This is a genomic window from Rhodoglobus sp. G.S.23, from assembly GCF_056675935.1.
Genome location: NZ_CM155237.1, coordinates 1,413,419 through 1,431,107 on the forward strand (window position 1 = coordinate 1,413,419; position 17,689 = coordinate 1,431,107).

A 17,689-nucleotide genomic window follows, 5' to 3' on the forward strand; every position below is an offset into this window, starting at 1 on the left:
TGGGCGTGCACTGAGTGGCCAGGTTCGTCGCGATTGGTCGTCGGGCAACACGCGCAGGGGTGCTTTCCTCCTTGAGCTGACATAATGTGCATTATCGGATACTAAATACGTCCTTGAGAGGGGCGGCAGAGGTCAGGGCTGCAACGGCGGCAACGCGACGACCGTGACGGTCCAGGGCTGCTGGTTGTCGGTCGTCACTGCGATTGAATAGCTGCCGCTGGGATCGATATCCAGCTGGTCTAGGTGGACTGCGTCATCTGAGCTTTCGCGACAGTCGTGAGAAGACTGTGCGACGTCACCGATCGACACTGTCATGCGGCCGGGGCCAACACAATCTGAATACACTGCGATTCGTCCTGTTGTGGGGGCGAATGGCGACACATCGATAGAGCCGCCGGCATTGGTGCTCGTCGCTAGGACAACTTCGCCCCCGGTGTCGAACGCCATCAATTCTGGAGTTTCTGACATAACGGAATCTCTAGCCGTGTTTGTGGGGTTCGGCGTGTGAACTCTGACTTCGACGTCTGCCTCTGAGATGCCGGTGCATCCGGTCAGTATCGCCACGACGGCGGCCGCAGCGGAAACCATGTACAGGCCGCTGCGTACCGCGCTCATGGCGCTCCCCCACTTAGTCACTAGTGATTGCACCTTGCGGTGGCGTCGAAGGCTCAGGCCTGAGCCACATGGATAGGCTAAACAAAAACTTGAGCGTCTGTCAACTAATTATCAGTTTTGGAGATGCGAGGCTCGACCCGTGCTCGCGGCAGCACCACACTAAAAACTTGGATTACGGCTGCTGACGAACCTCGCCAGCGCCTCAGCAGCGGCTTCGTGATCGATTGCGTCCGGCTCCCCCGACATGGTCATTGTGCCGATGATGGCGCCGTCGACCCACAGCGGAATCGATCCACCGTGAGCCTTATACGTGTCGTGGTCGACATCCGTTCGTTCCTCAAACGGCGTACCGGCAGCGAGGTGGCGCAGCTTGACCACGAGCGAAGCTTCGCCGAAATGGTTCACAACTGCAGCTTTTCCCGCCAGCCAAAGGTCGTTGTCTGCGTTTGTCGACTTCAGCTTCGCCTTGAAGACAACGTCACCGTGGAGAACGATTTCAACTGCGAGATTGAGATCCCATTCCTGAATGACCTGTACGGCAATCAGCCCCAGCGCCACAGCATCATCATTGGTGATGGTGTCGAACTCAATCTCATTCAAGTACTCTACATCAGGCACCGAGTAGTGCGGTAGTGGACGACTCATCGGTTCATCTCCTGAAGGTGCGTTCGAATGACGCCGACAAGCTCGGCGGGTTCATAACGATCTGATGTGGCGGCCAACTCATCGATGGTCCACCACCGGTGCGCTAACACGTCGACGCGTTCGTCGGCTGTCCATTGTTCTTGCGACGGCTCGAAGACATCCGTGTGAGCGAGGTAGAACTCGGCGTGACCGGTGTCATGATCAGCGTCATCCCACTCCACTACGAAGTCGTGCGACCACACGGGCGCACCGAGATCCTCGATAACAAGTCCGGTTTCTTCTTCAAGCTCGCGTAGTGCCGCTTGGTGGTGTGACTCCCCCGGGTCCACGCCGCCACCCGGCGTGAGCCAGCGCGCGACACCGCTTGTATCCGGCGCTTTCGTCAGAAAAAGCAAGAAGCGCTGCTCGCGGTCGAACAACAGCACACGGCTGGTAGTTCGGTTCACCGGCATCTGCGGGTCGCTACTGGTTGAGGAAGTCTGAGACGTCGCCGACGTAGCGAGTGTTGTTCTCCGGGACCTGCTCGACAGCAGCAGAAGCAACTTCAGCGGCAAACTCGCTCACGTTGTACAGGCGACCAGCGGCTTCTTTGCGAGCCTCGATTGCACCAGGGTTGGCGCGCTGCAGCAGAGTCGCTGTGATTGTTCCCTCGATCATGTCGCCAGAGACAACAACGAAGCCGATGCCGTGAGACTCAAGCTCAGGAATCAACTCGCGCAGAGCGTCCTCACCAGCGCGCTTGCTGAGAGCAACAGGAACATATTCCGGCATCGTCTCGACTGTGCGAATGAAGTGAGCCTGGTGGCTCGTCACGAAAACGACGCGTGAACCCTCATGAAGCAGCGGCATCATGGTCTTCAAGAAATTGACCTGAGCATCACGGTTGAGCTGCATGGCGTAGTCCTCAGCCATGCCACCCTCCATGCCACCGGAGGCGTTGAGTACCAGAATCTCTAGGCCACCGAATTCGGACTTCACCGTCTCAAACAGCGCGGCAACCGTTTCAGGGTCAGTGAGGTCAGCGCCAATCGCGATAGCGGACCCGTCAGTCTCATTGAGCTGTGCGACTAACTTGAGAGCGCGGGCCTCCTTGTTGCGGTAATTAATCGCAACGCGCGCACCGGCTTGAGCGAAGTAAGCAGCCGTATCGGCGCCAATCCCCCGCGATGAACCGGTAATCAGCGCGCGTGCGCCATCGAGCGAGTGGGCTGCCAGAGGATTCGAGTTTTCGCTATTCACCCTACGACTTTAGCGGTCGAAGCCGCGCCATGCAGTGATCTAAGTGCTAGCGTCGAGAGTGAAGATTTGTCGAACAGCGCAACGATGAAGGGCGCCGCACAATGCTCATTGATCTGACCAACTACTTGTGGATCCTGTGGCTGGCCCTTGTCGTGCTCTTCATCGTGATCGAAGTACTCACTCTCGAATTCACCTTCCTCATGATTGCCGCGGGAACCCTCATCGGCGGCCTCGGCTCTAACCTGCTTGGCTGGCCATGGTGGCTGCAAATTGCTCTCGCCGCCGCCATCTCGGGCCTGCTGATTTTCACCATCCGGCCGGTGCTGCTGATGAATCTTGAGAAAGGGGCCGATCCGGCCAAGAGCAACGTCGACGCACTGTACGAGCTCGGCGGGCGCGTGACGGGCGCGTTCGCCAACGGTATTGGTGAAGTCAAGCTCGACAACGGTGAAACGTGGACCGCACGCATCGATGACCGCTCCGCTGCCTCTGCTATCTCCGTTGGCTCGCGTGTTGCCGTAGCCGCTATTGAGGGCGCGATCGCGGTGGTAGTGCCTGAATCATTGGCAGGCACAACGAGCGCACAGTCTGTGCCGGACGAAGCCGTTGACCCGCCAACCTCCAAGCCCCGCGCATCCAAATCCCGCAGCACCAAGCCTCGAGCGACCCCACAGCCGCCGAGAAAGGAAGAAAAGTGATTGATCCCGCTGGTTTCATAGGCCAGATCTTTGTGGTGATACTCCTTGTAGTACTCGCCATTTTTGTTCTCGCCACTCTGTTTCGTGCGATTCGCATTGTTCCGCAAGCTCGGGCCGGTGTCGTTGAACGTCTCGGCAAGTACCGCAAAACGCTGCTGCCGGGCCTCAACATCCTGGTGCCATTCATCGACCGGATGCTGCCGCTCATCGACCTGCGTGAGCAAGTTGTTTCGTTCCCGCCACAGCCGGTTATTACCGAAGACAACCTCGTCGTATCCATTGACACTGTTGTCTTCTTTCAGGTCACGGATGCTCGCGCCGCTACCTACGAGATCGGCAACTACCTTGGGGCAGTGGAGCAGCTGACCACCACGACTCTTCGTAACGTCGTCGGTGGCCTCAACCTCGAACAAGCCCTCACGAGCCGCGACAACATCAACTCGCAACTGCGGGTCGTCCTCGATGAAGCAACAGGCAAGTGGGGTATCCGCGTCGGACGAGTCGAGCTCAAGGCAATTGACCCGCCCCTGTCGATCCAGGACTCGATGGAAAAGCAGATGCGTGCCGAGCGTGACCGTCGGGCGCAGATCCTTACCGCTGAAGGCACCAAGCAGGCCGCCATCCTGGAGGCCGAAGGTTCCCGTCAAGCAGCGATTCTCGAAGCCGAAGGTGAAGCAAAGGCGGCAGTATTGCGCGCCGATGGCGAAGCGGCCGCGATCAAAACTGTATTCGCGGCCATCCACGAAGGTGACCCCGATCCGAAGCTCCTTGCGTACGAATACCTTCAAACGCTGCCTAAGATTGCAAACGGTGAATCCAACAAAATGTGGATCATTCCGTCTGAACTGACGGAAGCACTTAAAGGCATTGGTGAAGGATTCTTTAGTGGCAAAGGACCAGTCGCGCGCTAGCGGCAAATCGTCGTACCTCTCCCCCGCGAGTCCTCGCGTGCTCGCGCACCGAGGGCTTGCGGTGGATGTACCCGAAAATACGATGCTTGCCTTCGCCAAGGCAGTAGCCGTCGGAGCTCAATACATTGAGACGGATGTTCACGCCAGTCTCGATGGTGTTGCAGTCGTCTCCCATGATCCCAGCCTTGCGCGCGTTGCCGGCCGAGATCTCAAGGTTGAGCAACTGACGATGGCGGAGTTGCGTCGCATCGATCTGGGCGACGGTCAGGGCTTCTGTTCTTTATCCGAGGCTCTAGATGCTTTCCCCGAGACCCGTTTCAATATTGACGTCAAATCTCGCGGGGCAGTATTGCCGACCGTTCGCGCTATCCGCGATCTTTCTGCGCTAGATCGCGTACTGGTGACGTCGTTTGATGAGAAACGGCGAGCCGCGACCGTCGAACAACTGCCCGGAGTGGCGAGTTCGGCATCCGCTCGTCGTTTTATGGTGGCGCTATTGAGCGCCAAGACGGGTATTTCGCCGGCAACGCGTCGTGCCTTGGGCGGGCTTGTCGCCATCCAAGTGCCCGAGAAGGCGCTAGGGTTGCGGGTGACCACTCAGCGGATGATTCAACGTGTGCACGCTCTCGGACTTGAGATGCACGTCTGGACAATCAATGAACCGCAGCGAATGCGTCACTTGCTCGATCTTGGAGTCGATGGAATCGTCACCGATCGAGCAGATTTTGCCCTCGAAGTCGTGGAATCGCGAGCCTAAGCAGGCAGTGCATATTCCACGTCTCAGCAGCGAAAACGTTGTTAAAGACTGACAACTCGCTGTGAACACTGCGCGCTTGGAAGCATTCGTTCAGCAAGAGGGTCTATTACTTGTAGAAACCGCGAATTGAAGGAGGCCACACGATGGCAGATCGCAGCTTGCGCGGCATGAGACTTGGAACCCAAAGCCTACAGAGCGAAGAGGGTGTCGAGTTTTCCCCGCGGAAAAAGAGCACATACAGAGCAGCAGACGGCAACACTTTTGAAGTGATGTTTTCGTCCGACGCTGAGGTGCCCCAGCAGTGGCACGATGCCAAGACTGGTCAGGAGGGAACGCTCCTCGATAGCGATGGCGAACTCGTCGAACTCGATCTCGTTGACGTTAAAACTCCCCGTAGCCACTGGGACATGCTCCTTGAGCGTCGCACGCGTCCCGAACTGGAAGAGCTTCTTCAGGAGCGCCTTGACTTCCTCCGCGCTCGTCGCGGTCAGCAGAAGATCGGCGCTTAACGACGTACTGTTCTCAGGGTCGCCGATAGCCCCCAGCCGGTGACCCTGAGCAGTGCCTCTGCAACAATTCCTGCATGCATTTTTGACCGGCCCGTTGAACGCTCAACGAATGTGATCGGATGCTCAACCACTCGGTAGCCCGCACGTTCGAGATTCCAGGCCAGTTCCACTTGGAAGCAGTATCCCTGCGACGAGACCCCTTCTAGGCCTAGGTCTCTGAGTGCGCTAGCGCGGAACACTCGGTATCCCGCAGTGAGATCGTGGATGTGTGAACCGAGCACCACCCGTGCGTAGGCGTTACCGGCGCGCGAGACGCTGTGTCGAAACCACGGCCAGTTCTTTACCGAGCCGCCGCTGACCCAGCGAGATCCAATGACTAGGTCGTTTCCTGCCTTCGCGAGCTTGATCATGGCGGCCAAGTCTGTGGGGTCGTGTGAGCCGTCCGCATCGATTTCGACGACGTACTCATAGCCGTGGTTGAGCGCATACGTGAACCCAGCAAGATACGCCCTGCCGAGGCCCTCTTTCTTGGGGCGATGTAGCACAGACACACCGGGGTCAGCAGACGCCAGCTGATCAGCCCGCTCCCCTGTTCCGTCAGGGCTTGAGTCGTCAACGACGAGGACGTCTGCTCGTGGCACTGCTTGCCGCAGTCGCCCGACGATGGCCGATACATTTTCGATTTCGTTGTAGGTGGGCACTATTACGATGACATTAGGCATTCATTCTCCGACCCACAAGTACAGCGACGACGAGTGCGCCGAGCCCAATTCCTGAGACAAGCCACTCAAGTTCACGACCCCAGACAACTGCAGGGGTGATCGTGCTGCTCAACGGGACATCTTCGAGCATGACTGCCGGTGTATACCAAGGAAGCTCAGCAATCGTTTTTCCGTCTGGCGCAATAATCGCGCTCAGTCCTACTGTCGAAATGTTCACGACGCTTCGGCCGAGCTCGAGAGCCCGAATTCGCGCGGTCGCGAGCTGTTGGGCGCTCTCATCGGTTCGCCCAAAGTCTGCATTATTGGACGACGCAATGATGATTTGCGCCCCCTGCTCGACTGACTCGGTCAAAATTTGGTCATCCACGATATCGAAGCAGATGTTTACGCCGACGGTCACCCCGTTGACGTCGAAGACCATGTCTGTTGCCCCAATTGTGTAATCGCGGGCGATGAGTCCGATGAGGTCGGGCGCAAACTGAGACCAGAAATCACGGTTGGGAACATATTCGCCGAACGGAATAGGGTGACGTTTGTCATAAATGTCGACAACACCCTCTCCCGGCATCCACAGCAATTGACTGTTGTAAACGTTGTCATTGCGCTCGGTAATATCACCAGAGATGAGCGGCGCCCCAGCGCGCTTGGTAACAAAGTCGAACGCGGCAGCGGCATAGCTGTTGCTCAGCGGCGAGATATCAGTTCCCCCTTCTGGCCACACCACGAGATCAAGCTTCTCGCCATACAAGGGTTCGGTCGCTTGAAGCTGAGCATTCAGGAGATCACCGCGTTCACGCTCATCAAAGTAGGCGGCTTTACCGCTCCCCTGCACTGCGCCTACCCGCAGCGATCCTTCGGTGGTCACTGCAAACGCGGGAATATTGACGAGAATCGCAAAAATTGCCACGGGGACAAAGGCGGTGCGCAACGCACGGGAGACATGCTGAGATCGCTCATCGAGCGGAGTCTCGCGATATCGCGTCCACGAATATTCGATTGCTGCCAGCGTCAGGGAGACGACCAACACCATGACAAAGCTGACGCCCGAAATACCCAGCCACGCGAATAATTCTGAAAGGGGACTATCCGATTGCGAAAGCGCCACCCGTCCCCAAGCGAATCCGCCATAGGGCCACACACTTGCCCACGCTTCTCGAGCTGTCCACAAACCAGCAATGACAATCGACAGTCCGATCGTGGCTGCCCAACCAACACCAAACACGCGTGGTAACCACCGATAGGCCAAGGCAATCGCCAACGTCCCGACAGCGAAGAACATTGCTTCAAGAATCGAGAGGGCAGACATCGGTACCGGACCCAAAAACAACGACGCCCACTGAATATGCGTGAAATAGAATGCTGAGCCAGCCAAGAACCCGATCAGCAAAGAACCACCGACACTTCGACCACGTGCGGCGATCAACACCAGGGCGATGCCGACGAAAGTCATTGGCCACACATCTTTGTCAGGGAATCCTGCATCCAGCACGGGGCCCGAAGCGAGTGCGGTAACTACTGCTGCCCACAGGGGCAGCACAGCAACGGGTTTGTGGAGCATCACTCGTTGAGCCTAAGCGACAGAACTGTAGGCGACTATTCCACGGCGGATGCCATCGAGTGCTTGGCGCGCTGTGCGACCGACGTCACCGTCAGCAACCACTGAGAGCTGATCGAGAAGATCGATCGCCTGCTTAGTCGATCGAACAAAGTCGCCTGCCGCCATATCCGCCAAATCAAGAACCGAGTCGAGATTGGCTCCGTTGGCCCAGCGGTACATCGCGAGCGAAAGGCCCGTTGACAGTGGTTGGCTTCCTGGCAGACGGTTGTCGCGCTCGAGGTCATCAAGCTGCGCCCATAACGTTGAGGTCTTATCGAACGCTTCGCGGAACGGGCCGCGAGGAAGGTAACGATCGCTGAGGTCTCCTTCGTCGCGGCGAGGTTCGTAGACGAGCGTGGTCGCCATGGCCGCCATCGACGCGGCATCCAAATCTTTCCAAAAACCGTGGCGAAGACATTCAGCAACCAGTAGGTCGCGTTCACCATAAATGCGCCGAAGGATTCTGCCGTGAGCATTGATCGTCATCTCGCCGTTTGCGCCAGGCTCAATGTAATTAAGTTGCGTCAATACATCAGTAACTCGATCAAAGATTTTCGCGACTGCGCCGGTGCGATTCTGAATCTGCCGACTCAGCTGATCGGTCTCGCGCTTGAGGCGCCACCATCGTTCAGCCCAGCGAGCATGAGACTCACGTTCGGGGCACGCATGACAATCATGTTTGCGCATTTGGTTGCGAAGGCTTGCAAGTTTGCGCTGGCGCCGATCCCGATCGGCTCGCTGGCTCGGATCATTCTTCGGGGTCGTTTTGCGCTCAAGATCGTTCAATTCCCGACGAATGCGCGAATACTCAGCAAAATCACCCAAATGACACTGCATCGATTTCTCGTAGCCCTCGAGCGAATTTTTCTGTGAACGCACCTTGCGCGCAAGATCGACGACCGCGCGGTCGGCCTGGAACTGCGCGAAGCTCGACTCCAAGATTTCGCGCGTGTGTTCGCGACCAAAGAGTTCAATTAAGTTAACCGCCATATTGTAGGTCGGCTTAAAGCTCGAATTGAGAGGGTAAGTGCGGCGGGATGCCAAAGAAGCGACGGCTTGAGGATCGAGACCGTCAACCCACTGAATGACGGAGTGGCCTTCGATATCGATACCGCGACGGCCAGCGCGCCCCGTGAGTTGGGTGTACTCCCCTGGAGTTATCGGTACCCGAGCCTCACCATTGAACTTTTCGAGCTTCTCAAGAACGACGGTGCGCGCCGGCATGTTAATGCCGAGAGCAAGAGTCTCGGTCGCAAAGACTGCTTTGACAAGCTTCTTCTGAAAGAGCTCCTCAACGACCTCCTTGAAGGCAGGCAGCATGCCGGCATGATGGGCGGCGACACCGCGCTCGAGCCCATTGAGCCACTCCCAATAGCCGAGAACCGCGAGATCTTCATCGAGAAGAGTGCGGCAACGTGCCTCCACGATCTCGCGAATCTCATCACGCTCCTGCACCGTCGTGAGGCGAACACCCGCACGGAGAACCTGGTTCACCGCCTGATCGCAACCCATGCGACTGAAAATGAAGAAAATTGCCGGAACGAGATTTTTGGATGACAGCATCGCGACAACATCCGCGCGGTCCATCTTGGTGCGTGCCGGGCGACCGCCACGGGATTCGTAACGACTGCTATTTTTGCGATTGCGCACGCTCTGACTTCGCCCGCCAAACCGCGCCATCTGTACGAGTTCGGGGTTGACTCTGTTCGTTGCGGCCAGTCCAGACGAATCGAATAGGTCGACAAGCTTGCTGCTCACCAGAACGTGCTGCTCTAGGGGCACAGGGCGCTGTTCTGAGACGATAACTTCGGTGTCGCCGCGAACGGCCTGCAACCAGTCGCCGAACTCCTCAGCGTTCGACACGGTGGCGCTGAGCGACACCATGCGAACGTCGTCTGGCAGGTGGATGATTACTTCTTCCCACACCGCACCGCGGAAGCGGTCGCCCAAAAAATGCACCTCATCCATGACGACGGTGCTCAAATTGCGAAGCAAATCAGACTTCGCGTACAGCATGTTTCGCAATACTTCTGTCGTCATCACGACAATGCGCGCGCTTGCGTTTACGTTGGTATCCCCTGTGAGGAGTCCAACATTTTCCGCACCGTACTCGGTGACCAGTTCCTGGAACTTTTGGTTACTGAGCGCCTTCATCGGGGCGGTGTAAAACACCTTCGGCCCATCGAGTTGCATCGCGCGGTAGATGGCAAACTCGGCGATGATTGTCTTACCTGCGCCCGTTGGCGCTGCCACCAAGACGCTCTTGTCATCCTCCACGACTTGACACGCCAAAACCTGGAACTCGTCAAGATCAAAACGCTGGCTGGCACGAAAAGCTTCAAGCACGGGGTAACCGCGACGCTTCTTCGCCGCAGCGAAACGTTCGGCGGGAGACAGATCACTCATTGACTACAGCCTAAGCGGTGACGGCGAAGCCGGACGTATCCCGCACGGTTGGCGACTAGAGATCGGCGCCGAGCTCGGCATCGAATCGTGCCGCCCGTTTCGCCGCTCGACGATCATGGAGCCACGCAATAAGGGCGGCTGAGAAGTAGAGGATCACCATGGGGATGGCGAGGAGGAACATTGAGATGACATCCGCTGCAGGGGTTGCCATTGCAGTGAAGAGACAGATCGCCAGTATCGCCACCCTCCAGCCTTTGAGAATCGCGCTGGCCGAGAGCACGCCAACAAAGTTCAGAAGCACAATAAAAACGGGAAGAACGAACGCGATTCCGATCGCCAACATGAGCTTGACGATGAAGTCGTAGTAGTACTTGGCGTTCAAATTCGAGAGATCCTGATCACCGGCGAAACTGAGCAGCAGCGTCACGATGTTTGGCATGATGAACCACCCCGCAGCGCACCCGGCTAAAAACAATGGGATAGCGGCTGAAAGGAACCCGATCGCATACTGCTTTTCTTTTCGGACCAAACCAGGAACCAAGAACGCCCACACTTGGTAAAGCCATACGGGGCTAGCGGCCACAATTCCGACCGTAATGATGATCTGGAAGTGAATGTCGAACGCCTGGGTGACCGCGTCATAGTTGAGCGCCGCGCCGCGCCCTGTCGCATCCGCGATATTCGTAATCGGAGCGCGCAGAGCGTCGATGACGTACTCCACAATGAAGATGGAGCCAATAGCGGTGACGATGATCGCGACTGCCGAAATCGTCAACCGCTTACGCAGTTCTATCAGATGCGCTCCCAGCGACATCCGTTCGTCGCTCTTGTTGCGCCACCTACTGGTTCGGGGCATAAAAGCTAAGGCTTCGGAGGCGTGGAATCGTTGGAGTCTGCCGAAGTCGACGAGGTCGTGTCATCGCCGTCGTTTTCGTCCTTCATGGTCTTGACCTCGCTGCGGAAAATTCGCATTGATTGACCAATACTGCGGGCGAGCCCAGGAAGTTTGGGGGCGCCGAACAACAGCAGGACGATCACCAGAATGATGATCAGGTGTGCCCCGGTGAGATTGCCGAGCATGTGGGTACATCCTTTAACTGTCGAAGATTACGTGTAGCCATCATACCTAGCACCTCGCCGAGGCGCTTAAGGCTGGCTTGTCTACTCTTGAGTCGTGTTCCCGCCGGTGTTCGAGACGAAATCGACCGGGAACCAAGTGCGCGGCTGATTTCCAAAACCGACGAGAACGTAATCAGAACGGTCGGCACGTTTCGGATGATAAAGAACGACGGCAGGCTGCTTGAGCAGTTCGGAGTCGCCGGCGCTCAGGAGTGCTTTCACCGCTGTTCGTTCGGTACCGGAGTTATCCGTGTAGCGCACTGCAATTCGAGGAGTCCGTCGGCCGCGGCGATAAATGCTGCTGATGGCTGAGGTTTGCGCACCCGTGGTAAGCAAGATGGTGCGGATGGAACGTCGGCGCAGCCTCGTCGCAGTCCAAAGCAGCGCGAGAAACACAATTGCCGTAGCGATCAACCAGCCCACTACGACCACCCTGCTGGCCATTGAGCCGAGTTCGCATCGCGCTTAGTGATTCGCTTAGCCCTAGCGAGGCGACGCTCGTGGCGTTCGATCTTCAGTTTTGAGCGACGCCGCTGCCGGGTATCGCGTTGTGCTCGAATCTCGCTCATCTGAGTGAGTATGGCAATCTGTGGCTGAGATAGTTCCGGGACTTCAACATCCAGCGCCGCAGTCTTATCGACAACGGCAGATACCTCGTGCATCAGATCGATTGCTTTACGAAACAATCTGTAGGCAAGAAACCCGAGCACGAGCAACAGCGCGAGCACGAGGCCCGCCCAGATCAGAAGCCATCCCCACCACTGAATCATGTAAATTCCTACGGCAATTCCGCATAGCGGTCGACACCAGAGCGAGCCCACAACGCCACGGCTTCACGAGCTTCAGCGGGGCCAACAACAGTCACAACGCCCGGGAGCCCAGCAATGAGGCGCTTCAGCCCGTGAAAATGGGGAACACGAACCGTGGTGCGTACGCGCTCCCCTGCAGGAGTCAATCGCGCATTGTCTGCTACATAATCTCCCAAGAGAGGGATCGCACTCTCCACGACCTCGATGGTGACCTCACAGTCTTCTGGCGACGCGTCAAAGAGAGTCTCTGGAAGGCTCACATCGGCCGCGGTGTGGGTGATCGGTGCCGAAGTCATTGTCGGGCATGAGATGCGGTCAAGACGGAACGTTCGCACGTCTTCCCGAGAGTGACACCAACCCCGGACATACCAATCAGTGTCCACAGATTCAACCCGCAGCGGATCGATGCGGCGACGCTCTGACTCTCCCCGCGAATTGAGGTAGTCGAACTCGATCTGCGTGCCCGCGGCAACTGACTCACGAATCAGGGCAAGAGTCTCATCAAGATCGCTTGCTTCAACGCCCATTGCGGTCGGCTGAGCGGAGGCTCCACGCGAAAGTTTCGACATGAGGGTCGCGATCGCAGCTCGGTCAGCATGCTCTGGCAGACCAGAGAGGTATTGAAGACCAGCGATAAGCGCGGATGCCTCGCGCGCAGAGAACCGCGGTGAGTCGTCGATGGCGACCATGTGGGTGAGCACGATCTGGTCGTTCTCTTCGAAATCATCCCACGCGATATCGAACAGGTCGCTGTCTTGATAGGTCGACGTCTCGCCAGGAATTCCCGACACCGCAATCAACCGCACGGCGTCCCGAATCTGTTGTTCAGGAACCCCAAAGTGCGCGGCGGCTTCCGATACGCTCACGCGATCGCGATCCATCAAATAGGGAACAAGAGCGAGCAAATAGACCAGCTTGTCTTGCGCGCGAAGTGGTTGAACTTTCTTAGCCATGGTCAGCCGCCGTTCTCGTCAAGCGTTCGATGACGGCAGCACGTACAGCGTGAGGAGAAATCACGAGTACTTCAGGCCCAAAACTTGCCAGCTCATCAGCAAAAATATTAATGTCGGTGAAGTGGAGCTCGAGGTCTGCGGTTGCGCGTTTTGTAGCGCCCCGGCGCTTGCTCAATCGGGTAGCTGCATCTGTTCCTGGCTCGACTCGCACAACTGCGACATTGGATTGCCAGACAGCTTCCAGCTCGGCAAGTGCGCGAGCAGCGGCATCCACCGTTGATTCATCGGATGGCTTCTTGCTTGCACGCACGGGGCTCACGATGCGGCGAAGGAGGAACGTCTTAAAACGATCTGTCGCTGGATCTTTGGCATACAAATGCCAGCGGCCCTGATGCTGAACGAGCGCAAGCGGCGCGACCGTGCGCTGCGTTGATGACTGCTCCCCCGGTTTCAGATAGTCAAACGAAACCAAAACCCGCTTATCGAGCGCTAACCGCAACGGCTCGAAAGATTGTTCGCGCACTCGCAATTGCGGGGCGTAACTCAGCACCGGCTCGGCAGTAGCAATGCCGAGCGAACGAAGCTTGACCATTGCTCGGCGCGATTCTTCAGACAGCGAACCTTCACGCCACACCATTGCGGCGAGCCCGAGAAGCGTCGACTCTTCAGCCGAGAAACTGATGTCGTCCGGAAGCTCGTAATCGACCCGTGGAATACGGTAGCGAAGGTTGTGGTTGTTGCCAGCCTGCTCGGGAGATTCCATCGTCTCGAGCGGTACCCCGAGTTCGCGAACATCATCCTTATCGCGCTCAAATTGGCGCTCAAGGTTGGAGTTATCGCCCGAGTGCACGAACCGTTGACGGTAGCCCTGGACGGTCGACAAGATTTCGCTCTTCGTCAGTCCGGCCTCGGACGACAGCAAGGCTAACACCAAGCTAAAAAGTCGCTCCTCGTTGGGAACTTTGGGTACTGGCACGAGTCAAATCCTATGTCTCTGACACCCGGCCGTGTCTAGTTGAACGATTACTGCTCTTGGATTCCCAGAATGTCGAAAACGAATACCAATGTGGATCCGCTAGTCACCCCGTCTGGAGCTGTGCCCTCGGCAAATCCCACGTCTGGCGGGAGAACAACGAGAACCTGCGAGCCGACCTTTTTTCCGATGAGTGCCTTAGCAAGCCCCGGAGGAAGTCCACGGTCCGAAGTTTCGCTGCTCTCGATGAGATAGGTTCCGGGAACGCCAGCTTCTTCCCAACTGTTGGTAAAGGTGTCGTCGGCATCCCACTCGATGCCACTCACGTGCATCACGGCAAGGTCGCCCTTGGCTACCGTTTGACCGTCTCCAGCCTTGAGCGTTGCCACCTTAAGTTCACTCGGTGCTTCTGTTCCGGGGAACGTAAAGCCAGGCTGACCATTCGGTGCCAGGACCACCGCAGGAAGACCGGACGGGGGAACCTGGTTTGTGCCGTCAGCCTTGCCCGGATAGCGGGTTTCAACGTCGCTAACCATCACGATGGTGTCACTATCGGTTAGCGGAAGCTGGTTCTGAGTGATATTTTCGGCACCCAAGATCTCGCCAGCGGTTCCCACAGTGACAATGCGCGATCCAACCGTCGAGCATTGTGCGATCTCGCCAAAGTGCGGTGCGCGCTCGGTAACGGGAACACGGAGACCGGCGCTGTCGTGACCCGTGGAAATTAGCTGTTCGCCAGTTTCGCCGTTGTAAATCGTGATTTGCAGTGTGGCAACGTCTCCATCGTTGAGCTGTTCGCCATCACCAACCGTCGTCACCTCACTTGAGATGCCATCGGCAATGAGTGGAGTCGGAAATTCCGCTTCGGGGTCGGCGCTGAGGTCTCCGCCGGTAGTGACGAGAGCCGCGTTGCTGCCCGAAGAAAACAGCGGAGTACACGCAGCCAGATTGAAGGGGCCGTTGGCGCAACCGCTCAACGAAACAACGATTCCGGCGCTCAGGGCCACCACTGCAAGCTTGCGCACAAATACTCTTTTCATCGACACAGACATCGCCATCACTCTACCGGTCTGAAGACGCGGCTTCAGCCGCCGCCTTCGCCTCACGCGCAGTCTTGCGCAGGCGCTTAGCGCTCGCGCTGCGCTCCCCCAGTGCACCGGGAGTCCAGATCTCGACATCCTCATCGCTGAAGTCAGTTTTGGATGCGCGGCGCTTGAGTTCCGGCAATACGGAGCCGGGCGCCAGACGGCGCGCCGTCATCAGGAACCCTGTATGGGCAACCATGCGGTGATCTGGACGAACGGCAAGGCCCTCGACGTGCCAGCCGCGCACGATAGTTTCATTGGAATCAGGTTCAGTGAAGAGTCCGGTTGCGCGAATCGCTTCAGCAACACGTGACAGCTGTGTGACGGTGGCGATGTAGCACAGCAGCACTCCGCCTGGCGTCAGCGCGGTGGCGCACTCTTCGATGCATTCCCACGGAGCGAGCATGTCGAGAACCACACGGTCGACAGACCCAGGTTCAACGGATGCTGGCAGTTGTTCCTGAAGATCACCAACAGTTACCGACCAGTTTTCGGGCTTCGCGCCGAGGAATGCTTCAACGTTCGACTGAGCAATCTCTGAGAACTCTTCACGTCGTTCGAATGAACTCAACTGGCCACTCGGTCCGATGGCGCGCAAAAGCCACAGGGAGAGTGCGCCGGAGCCAACACCAGCCTCCACAACGTGGGCTCCCGGAAATACATCGGCTTGGCCAATGATCTGTGCGGCATCCTTCGGATAAATAATTGCGGCACCGCGGGGCATCGACATGACGAAATCGGTGAGCAGCGGTCGCATCGCCAAATATTCGATGCCGTTGGAACACGTGACCACACTGGCATCCGGAAGGCCGATGATGACGTCATGGCTCAGCACACCCCGGTGAGTGTGGAATGCTCCCCCAGGCTTGAGGGTAACCGTGTTGAGGCGGCCCTTTGGTCCTGTGAGCTGAACACGGTCACCTACGCGGAATTCGCCGCTCTGTCGTCGGAATACGTCAGTCATCGAGTTGCTACCTTTGCGTGAAGTTCTGAGAGATGTTCGAGCGTGCGCCCGGCAAGTGTCGGCCAGAGCGCATGAGTCTGATCTTCGGGAATGTCGACCATAAAAGGAACTCCCACTACCGTTGCTCCAGCGCTGAAGGCTGAAGTGGCGCCCGGTGGGGAGTCTTCGATGGCAACGCAATCATCAATGTCAACGCCGAGGGCGTCAGCGCCGACATGGTACGGCTGCGGATGAGGCTTCGGATTCTCGACGTCATCTCCCGAAATCACCGCGTCGAAACCGTGGAAACCAAGATTGTCGACGATATGGTGCGCCATGCGCCCTATCGACATGGTGACAAGGGCGGTCGGTATGTTGGCTTCTCGAAGCTCAAGCAGCAACTCACGGGCGCCTGGACGCCAAGGGATTCCGGATTCTCGCAGCTGTATCATCACCTGATCGGTGAGCCGATCAACAATAGTTTGCTCATCGAGTTCAACACCCTTGGCTTGCATAGCTCGTGCTGAATTGAATAGGCCGCTGCCAACGACGGCCATAGCGTCGTCATGCGTCCACTCACCTCCGAACGCTTCAACGAGCTGGACCTCGGCGGAAATCCAGTATGGTTCGGAATTTATGAGGGTGCCGTCCATGTCCCATAAAACGGCAGCCGGAGTGGAATGAGTCACAACGCACCATCGTAGTTCTATCCTTGACCTAGTGACATTCGTGGCACTCGACCTAAAGGAGCCAAGTGACTAACACCCTATTCGCGAACGGACGACTCTTGGTCGTCGCCTTCGAGGGGTGGAATGACGCCGGAGAAGCGGCCAGCGGTGCCGTCAAATCCCTCAAAGAGCAATTAGACGTCTACCCCATCGCCGAAGTCGATCCTGAAGACTACTTCGACTATCAATTTAATCGGCCCATGGTCGCGCATGATGATGACGGCAATCGGTCGCTCACTTGGCCCTCGGTAACCATTTATGGACCGTCCCGCCCCAATACCGTTCGTCCGGATAGCATCGCCGCTGATGCGGAATTGCAACTCAGTGCGAACAACCAGTCGAACATTTACTTGCTGCTGGGAACCGAGCCTTCGCGATCATGGAAGGCGTTCACGAGAGACATTCTCGAAACCGTTGTTGACAACGGCATTACGTCGATCGTTTTCCTTGGCGCAATGCTGGCTGACGTTCCGCACACGCGACCAATTTCGGTCTTTACCTCTAGTGAAAACCCTTCGGTGCGTTCTGCTTTAGAAATTGAGCGAAGCAACTACGAGGGGCCAGTGGGGATTCTTTCGGTGTTGGGTCAGGCTGCTGAAGCGGCAGGCATCACTACTATGTCGATCTGGGCATCCGTTCCGCACTATGTGCACAATGCGCCATCGCCTAAGGCAACTCTTGCGATCATCGACAAGCTTGAAGAAATTGTGGATGTCGTGATTCCTCGAGGCGACCTCGTGACGGAGGCCACCGACTGGGAAACAGGCATTGACGCTCTTGCCGGCGAAGATGACGACATGTCGTCCTACATCGAGCAGTTGGAGCAGGCGCGCGACACTGTTGACTCCCCCGAAGCTAGTGGTGAGGCGATCGCTCAAGAATTTGAGAAGTATCTTCGTCGCGGAGACGATAAGCCCGATCAGGGTTCCGCCGGCGATGAGCCGTGGCGCGGTAAAGACTAGATTCTGGCTGGCGACGCA

21 protein-coding genes are annotated in these 17,689 nt (G+C 57.3%); 5 read left to right on the plus strand and 16 right to left on the minus strand.

The features are described from left to right. Window positions 1-132: 132 nt before the first annotated feature. From AC1ENN_RS06780 to AC1ENN_RS06795, 4 genes are all read right to left on the minus strand, one after another. Window positions 133-636: a hypothetical protein gene (locus tag AC1ENN_RS06780; RefSeq protein ID WP_449646611.1), complete on the minus strand. Its 504-nt coding sequence runs from the start codon at window positions 634-636 to the stop codon at window positions 133-135. Between the two features lie 138 nt (window positions 637-774). Beyond that, window positions 775-1,260, minus strand: coding sequence for a heme-binding protein (locus tag AC1ENN_RS06785; RefSeq protein ID WP_449646612.1), 486 nt, complete (start codon window positions 1,258-1,260; stop codon window positions 775-777). Beyond that, on the minus strand, window positions 1,257-1,712 hold the full coding sequence (locus AC1ENN_RS06790) for an NUDIX hydrolase (RefSeq protein ID WP_449646613.1): 456 nt from the start codon (window positions 1,710-1,712) through the stop codon (window positions 1,257-1,259). Before AC1ENN_RS06790 ends, AC1ENN_RS06785 begins: the two co-directional genes overlap by 4 nt. Before the next feature lie 10 nt (window positions 1,713-1,722). Next, window positions 1,723-2,499, minus strand: a complete 777-nt coding sequence (locus tag AC1ENN_RS06795; protein ID WP_449646614.1) for an SDR family oxidoreductase — start codon at window positions 2,497-2,499, stop codon at window positions 1,723-1,725. 101 nt (window positions 2,500-2,600) lie between these two features. Between AC1ENN_RS06795 and AC1ENN_RS06800 the strand changes: the two genes are divergently transcribed. From AC1ENN_RS06800 to AC1ENN_RS06815, 4 genes are all read left to right on the plus strand, one after another. Then, the gene (locus AC1ENN_RS06800; RefSeq protein WP_449646615.1) at window positions 2,601-3,197 is read left to right on the plus strand and encodes an NfeD family protein; all 597 of its coding nucleotides are present in this window, start codon (window positions 2,601-2,603) and stop codon (window positions 3,195-3,197) included. Continuing rightward, window positions 3,194-4,108, plus strand: a complete 915-nt coding sequence (locus tag AC1ENN_RS06805) for an SPFH domain-containing protein (RefSeq protein WP_449646616.1) — start codon at window positions 3,194-3,196, stop codon at window positions 4,106-4,108. The genes AC1ENN_RS06800 and AC1ENN_RS06805 overlap by 4 nt, the downstream gene beginning before the upstream one ends. Then, window positions 4,083-4,865: a glycerophosphodiester phosphodiesterase family protein gene (locus AC1ENN_RS06810; protein ID WP_449646617.1), complete on the plus strand. Its 783-nt coding sequence runs from the start codon at window positions 4,083-4,085 to the stop codon at window positions 4,863-4,865. Before AC1ENN_RS06805 ends, AC1ENN_RS06810 begins: the two co-directional genes overlap by 26 nt. Before the next feature lie 143 nt (window positions 4,866-5,008). Further along, a complete protein-coding gene (locus tag AC1ENN_RS06815; RefSeq protein ID WP_010202408.1) occupies window positions 5,009-5,374 on the plus strand; it encodes an RNA polymerase-binding protein RbpA in 366 nt (121 codons plus the stop codon). Here the strand turns inward: AC1ENN_RS06815 and AC1ENN_RS06820 are convergent. The 12 genes from AC1ENN_RS06820 to AC1ENN_RS06875 form a co-directional block, all read right to left on the minus strand. Then, complete coding sequence (locus tag AC1ENN_RS06820) at window positions 5,371-6,096, minus strand: polyprenol monophosphomannose synthase (RefSeq protein WP_480406906.1); 726 nt, start codon at window positions 6,094-6,096, stop codon at window positions 5,371-5,373. The genes AC1ENN_RS06815 and AC1ENN_RS06820 overlap by 4 nt on opposite strands. Then, complete coding sequence (lnt, locus tag AC1ENN_RS06825; protein ID WP_480406937.1) at window positions 6,089-7,654, minus strand: apolipoprotein N-acyltransferase; 1,566 nt, start codon at window positions 7,652-7,654, stop codon at window positions 6,089-6,091. Before lnt ends, AC1ENN_RS06820 begins: the two co-directional genes overlap by 8 nt. A gap of 12 nt (window positions 7,655-7,666) precedes the next feature. After that, a complete protein-coding gene (locus AC1ENN_RS06830) occupies window positions 7,667-10,099 on the minus strand; it encodes a DEAD/DEAH box helicase (protein ID WP_480406907.1) in 2,433 nt (810 codons plus the stop codon). 55 nt (window positions 10,100-10,154) lie between these two features. Continuing rightward, entirely contained in the window at window positions 10,155-10,913 is a 759-nt protein-coding gene (tatC, locus tag AC1ENN_RS06835) for a twin-arginine translocase subunit TatC (protein ID WP_480392166.1), read from the minus strand. 47 nt (window positions 10,914-10,960) lie between these two features. Then, complete coding sequence (tatA, locus tag AC1ENN_RS06840) at window positions 10,961-11,179, minus strand: Sec-independent protein translocase subunit TatA (protein ID WP_449646620.1); 219 nt, start codon at window positions 11,177-11,179, stop codon at window positions 10,961-10,963. Window positions 11,180-11,260: 81 nt separating this feature from the next. After that, complete coding sequence (locus AC1ENN_RS06845) at window positions 11,261-11,662, minus strand: hypothetical protein (protein ID WP_480392123.1); 402 nt, start codon at window positions 11,660-11,662, stop codon at window positions 11,261-11,263. Continuing rightward, window positions 11,641-11,988 (minus strand): hypothetical protein, encoded by a 348-nt coding sequence (locus AC1ENN_RS06850; protein WP_480406908.1) that lies wholly within the window; start codon window positions 11,986-11,988, stop codon window positions 11,641-11,643. The genes AC1ENN_RS06845 and AC1ENN_RS06850 overlap by 22 nt, the downstream gene beginning before the upstream one ends. Window positions 11,989-11,996: 8 nt before the next feature. Beyond that, window positions 11,997-12,980 carry a helix-turn-helix transcriptional regulator gene (locus AC1ENN_RS06855; RefSeq protein ID WP_480392125.1) on the minus strand — a complete coding sequence of 328 codons (984 nt, stop codon included), beginning with the start codon at window positions 12,978-12,980 and terminating at the stop codon, window positions 11,997-11,999. Further along, entirely contained in the window at window positions 12,973-13,956 is a 984-nt protein-coding gene (locus AC1ENN_RS06860) for a helix-turn-helix transcriptional regulator (protein WP_480406909.1), read from the minus strand. The genes AC1ENN_RS06855 and AC1ENN_RS06860 overlap by 8 nt, the downstream gene beginning before the upstream one ends. A gap of 47 nt (window positions 13,957-14,003) precedes the next feature. Next, window positions 14,004-15,005: an FKBP-type peptidyl-prolyl cis-trans isomerase gene (locus AC1ENN_RS06865; RefSeq protein WP_480392127.1), complete on the minus strand. Its 1,002-nt coding sequence runs from the start codon at window positions 15,003-15,005 to the stop codon at window positions 14,004-14,006. 10 nt (window positions 15,006-15,015) lie between these two features. Then, on the minus strand, window positions 15,016-16,002 hold the full coding sequence (locus AC1ENN_RS06870; protein WP_480406910.1) for a tRNA (adenine-N1)-methyltransferase: 987 nt from the start codon (window positions 16,000-16,002) through the stop codon (window positions 15,016-15,018). Then, on the minus strand, window positions 15,999-16,670 hold the full coding sequence (locus AC1ENN_RS06875) for an HAD family hydrolase (RefSeq protein ID WP_480406911.1): 672 nt from the start codon (window positions 16,668-16,670) through the stop codon (window positions 15,999-16,001). The genes AC1ENN_RS06870 and AC1ENN_RS06875 overlap by 4 nt, the downstream gene beginning before the upstream one ends. 65 nt (window positions 16,671-16,735) lie before the next feature. Between AC1ENN_RS06875 and AC1ENN_RS06880 the strand changes: the two genes are divergently transcribed. Beyond that, complete coding sequence (locus AC1ENN_RS06880) at window positions 16,736-17,671, plus strand: proteasome assembly chaperone family protein (RefSeq protein WP_480406912.1); 936 nt, start codon at window positions 16,736-16,738, stop codon at window positions 17,669-17,671. Window positions 17,672-17,689: the final 18 nt, after the last annotated feature.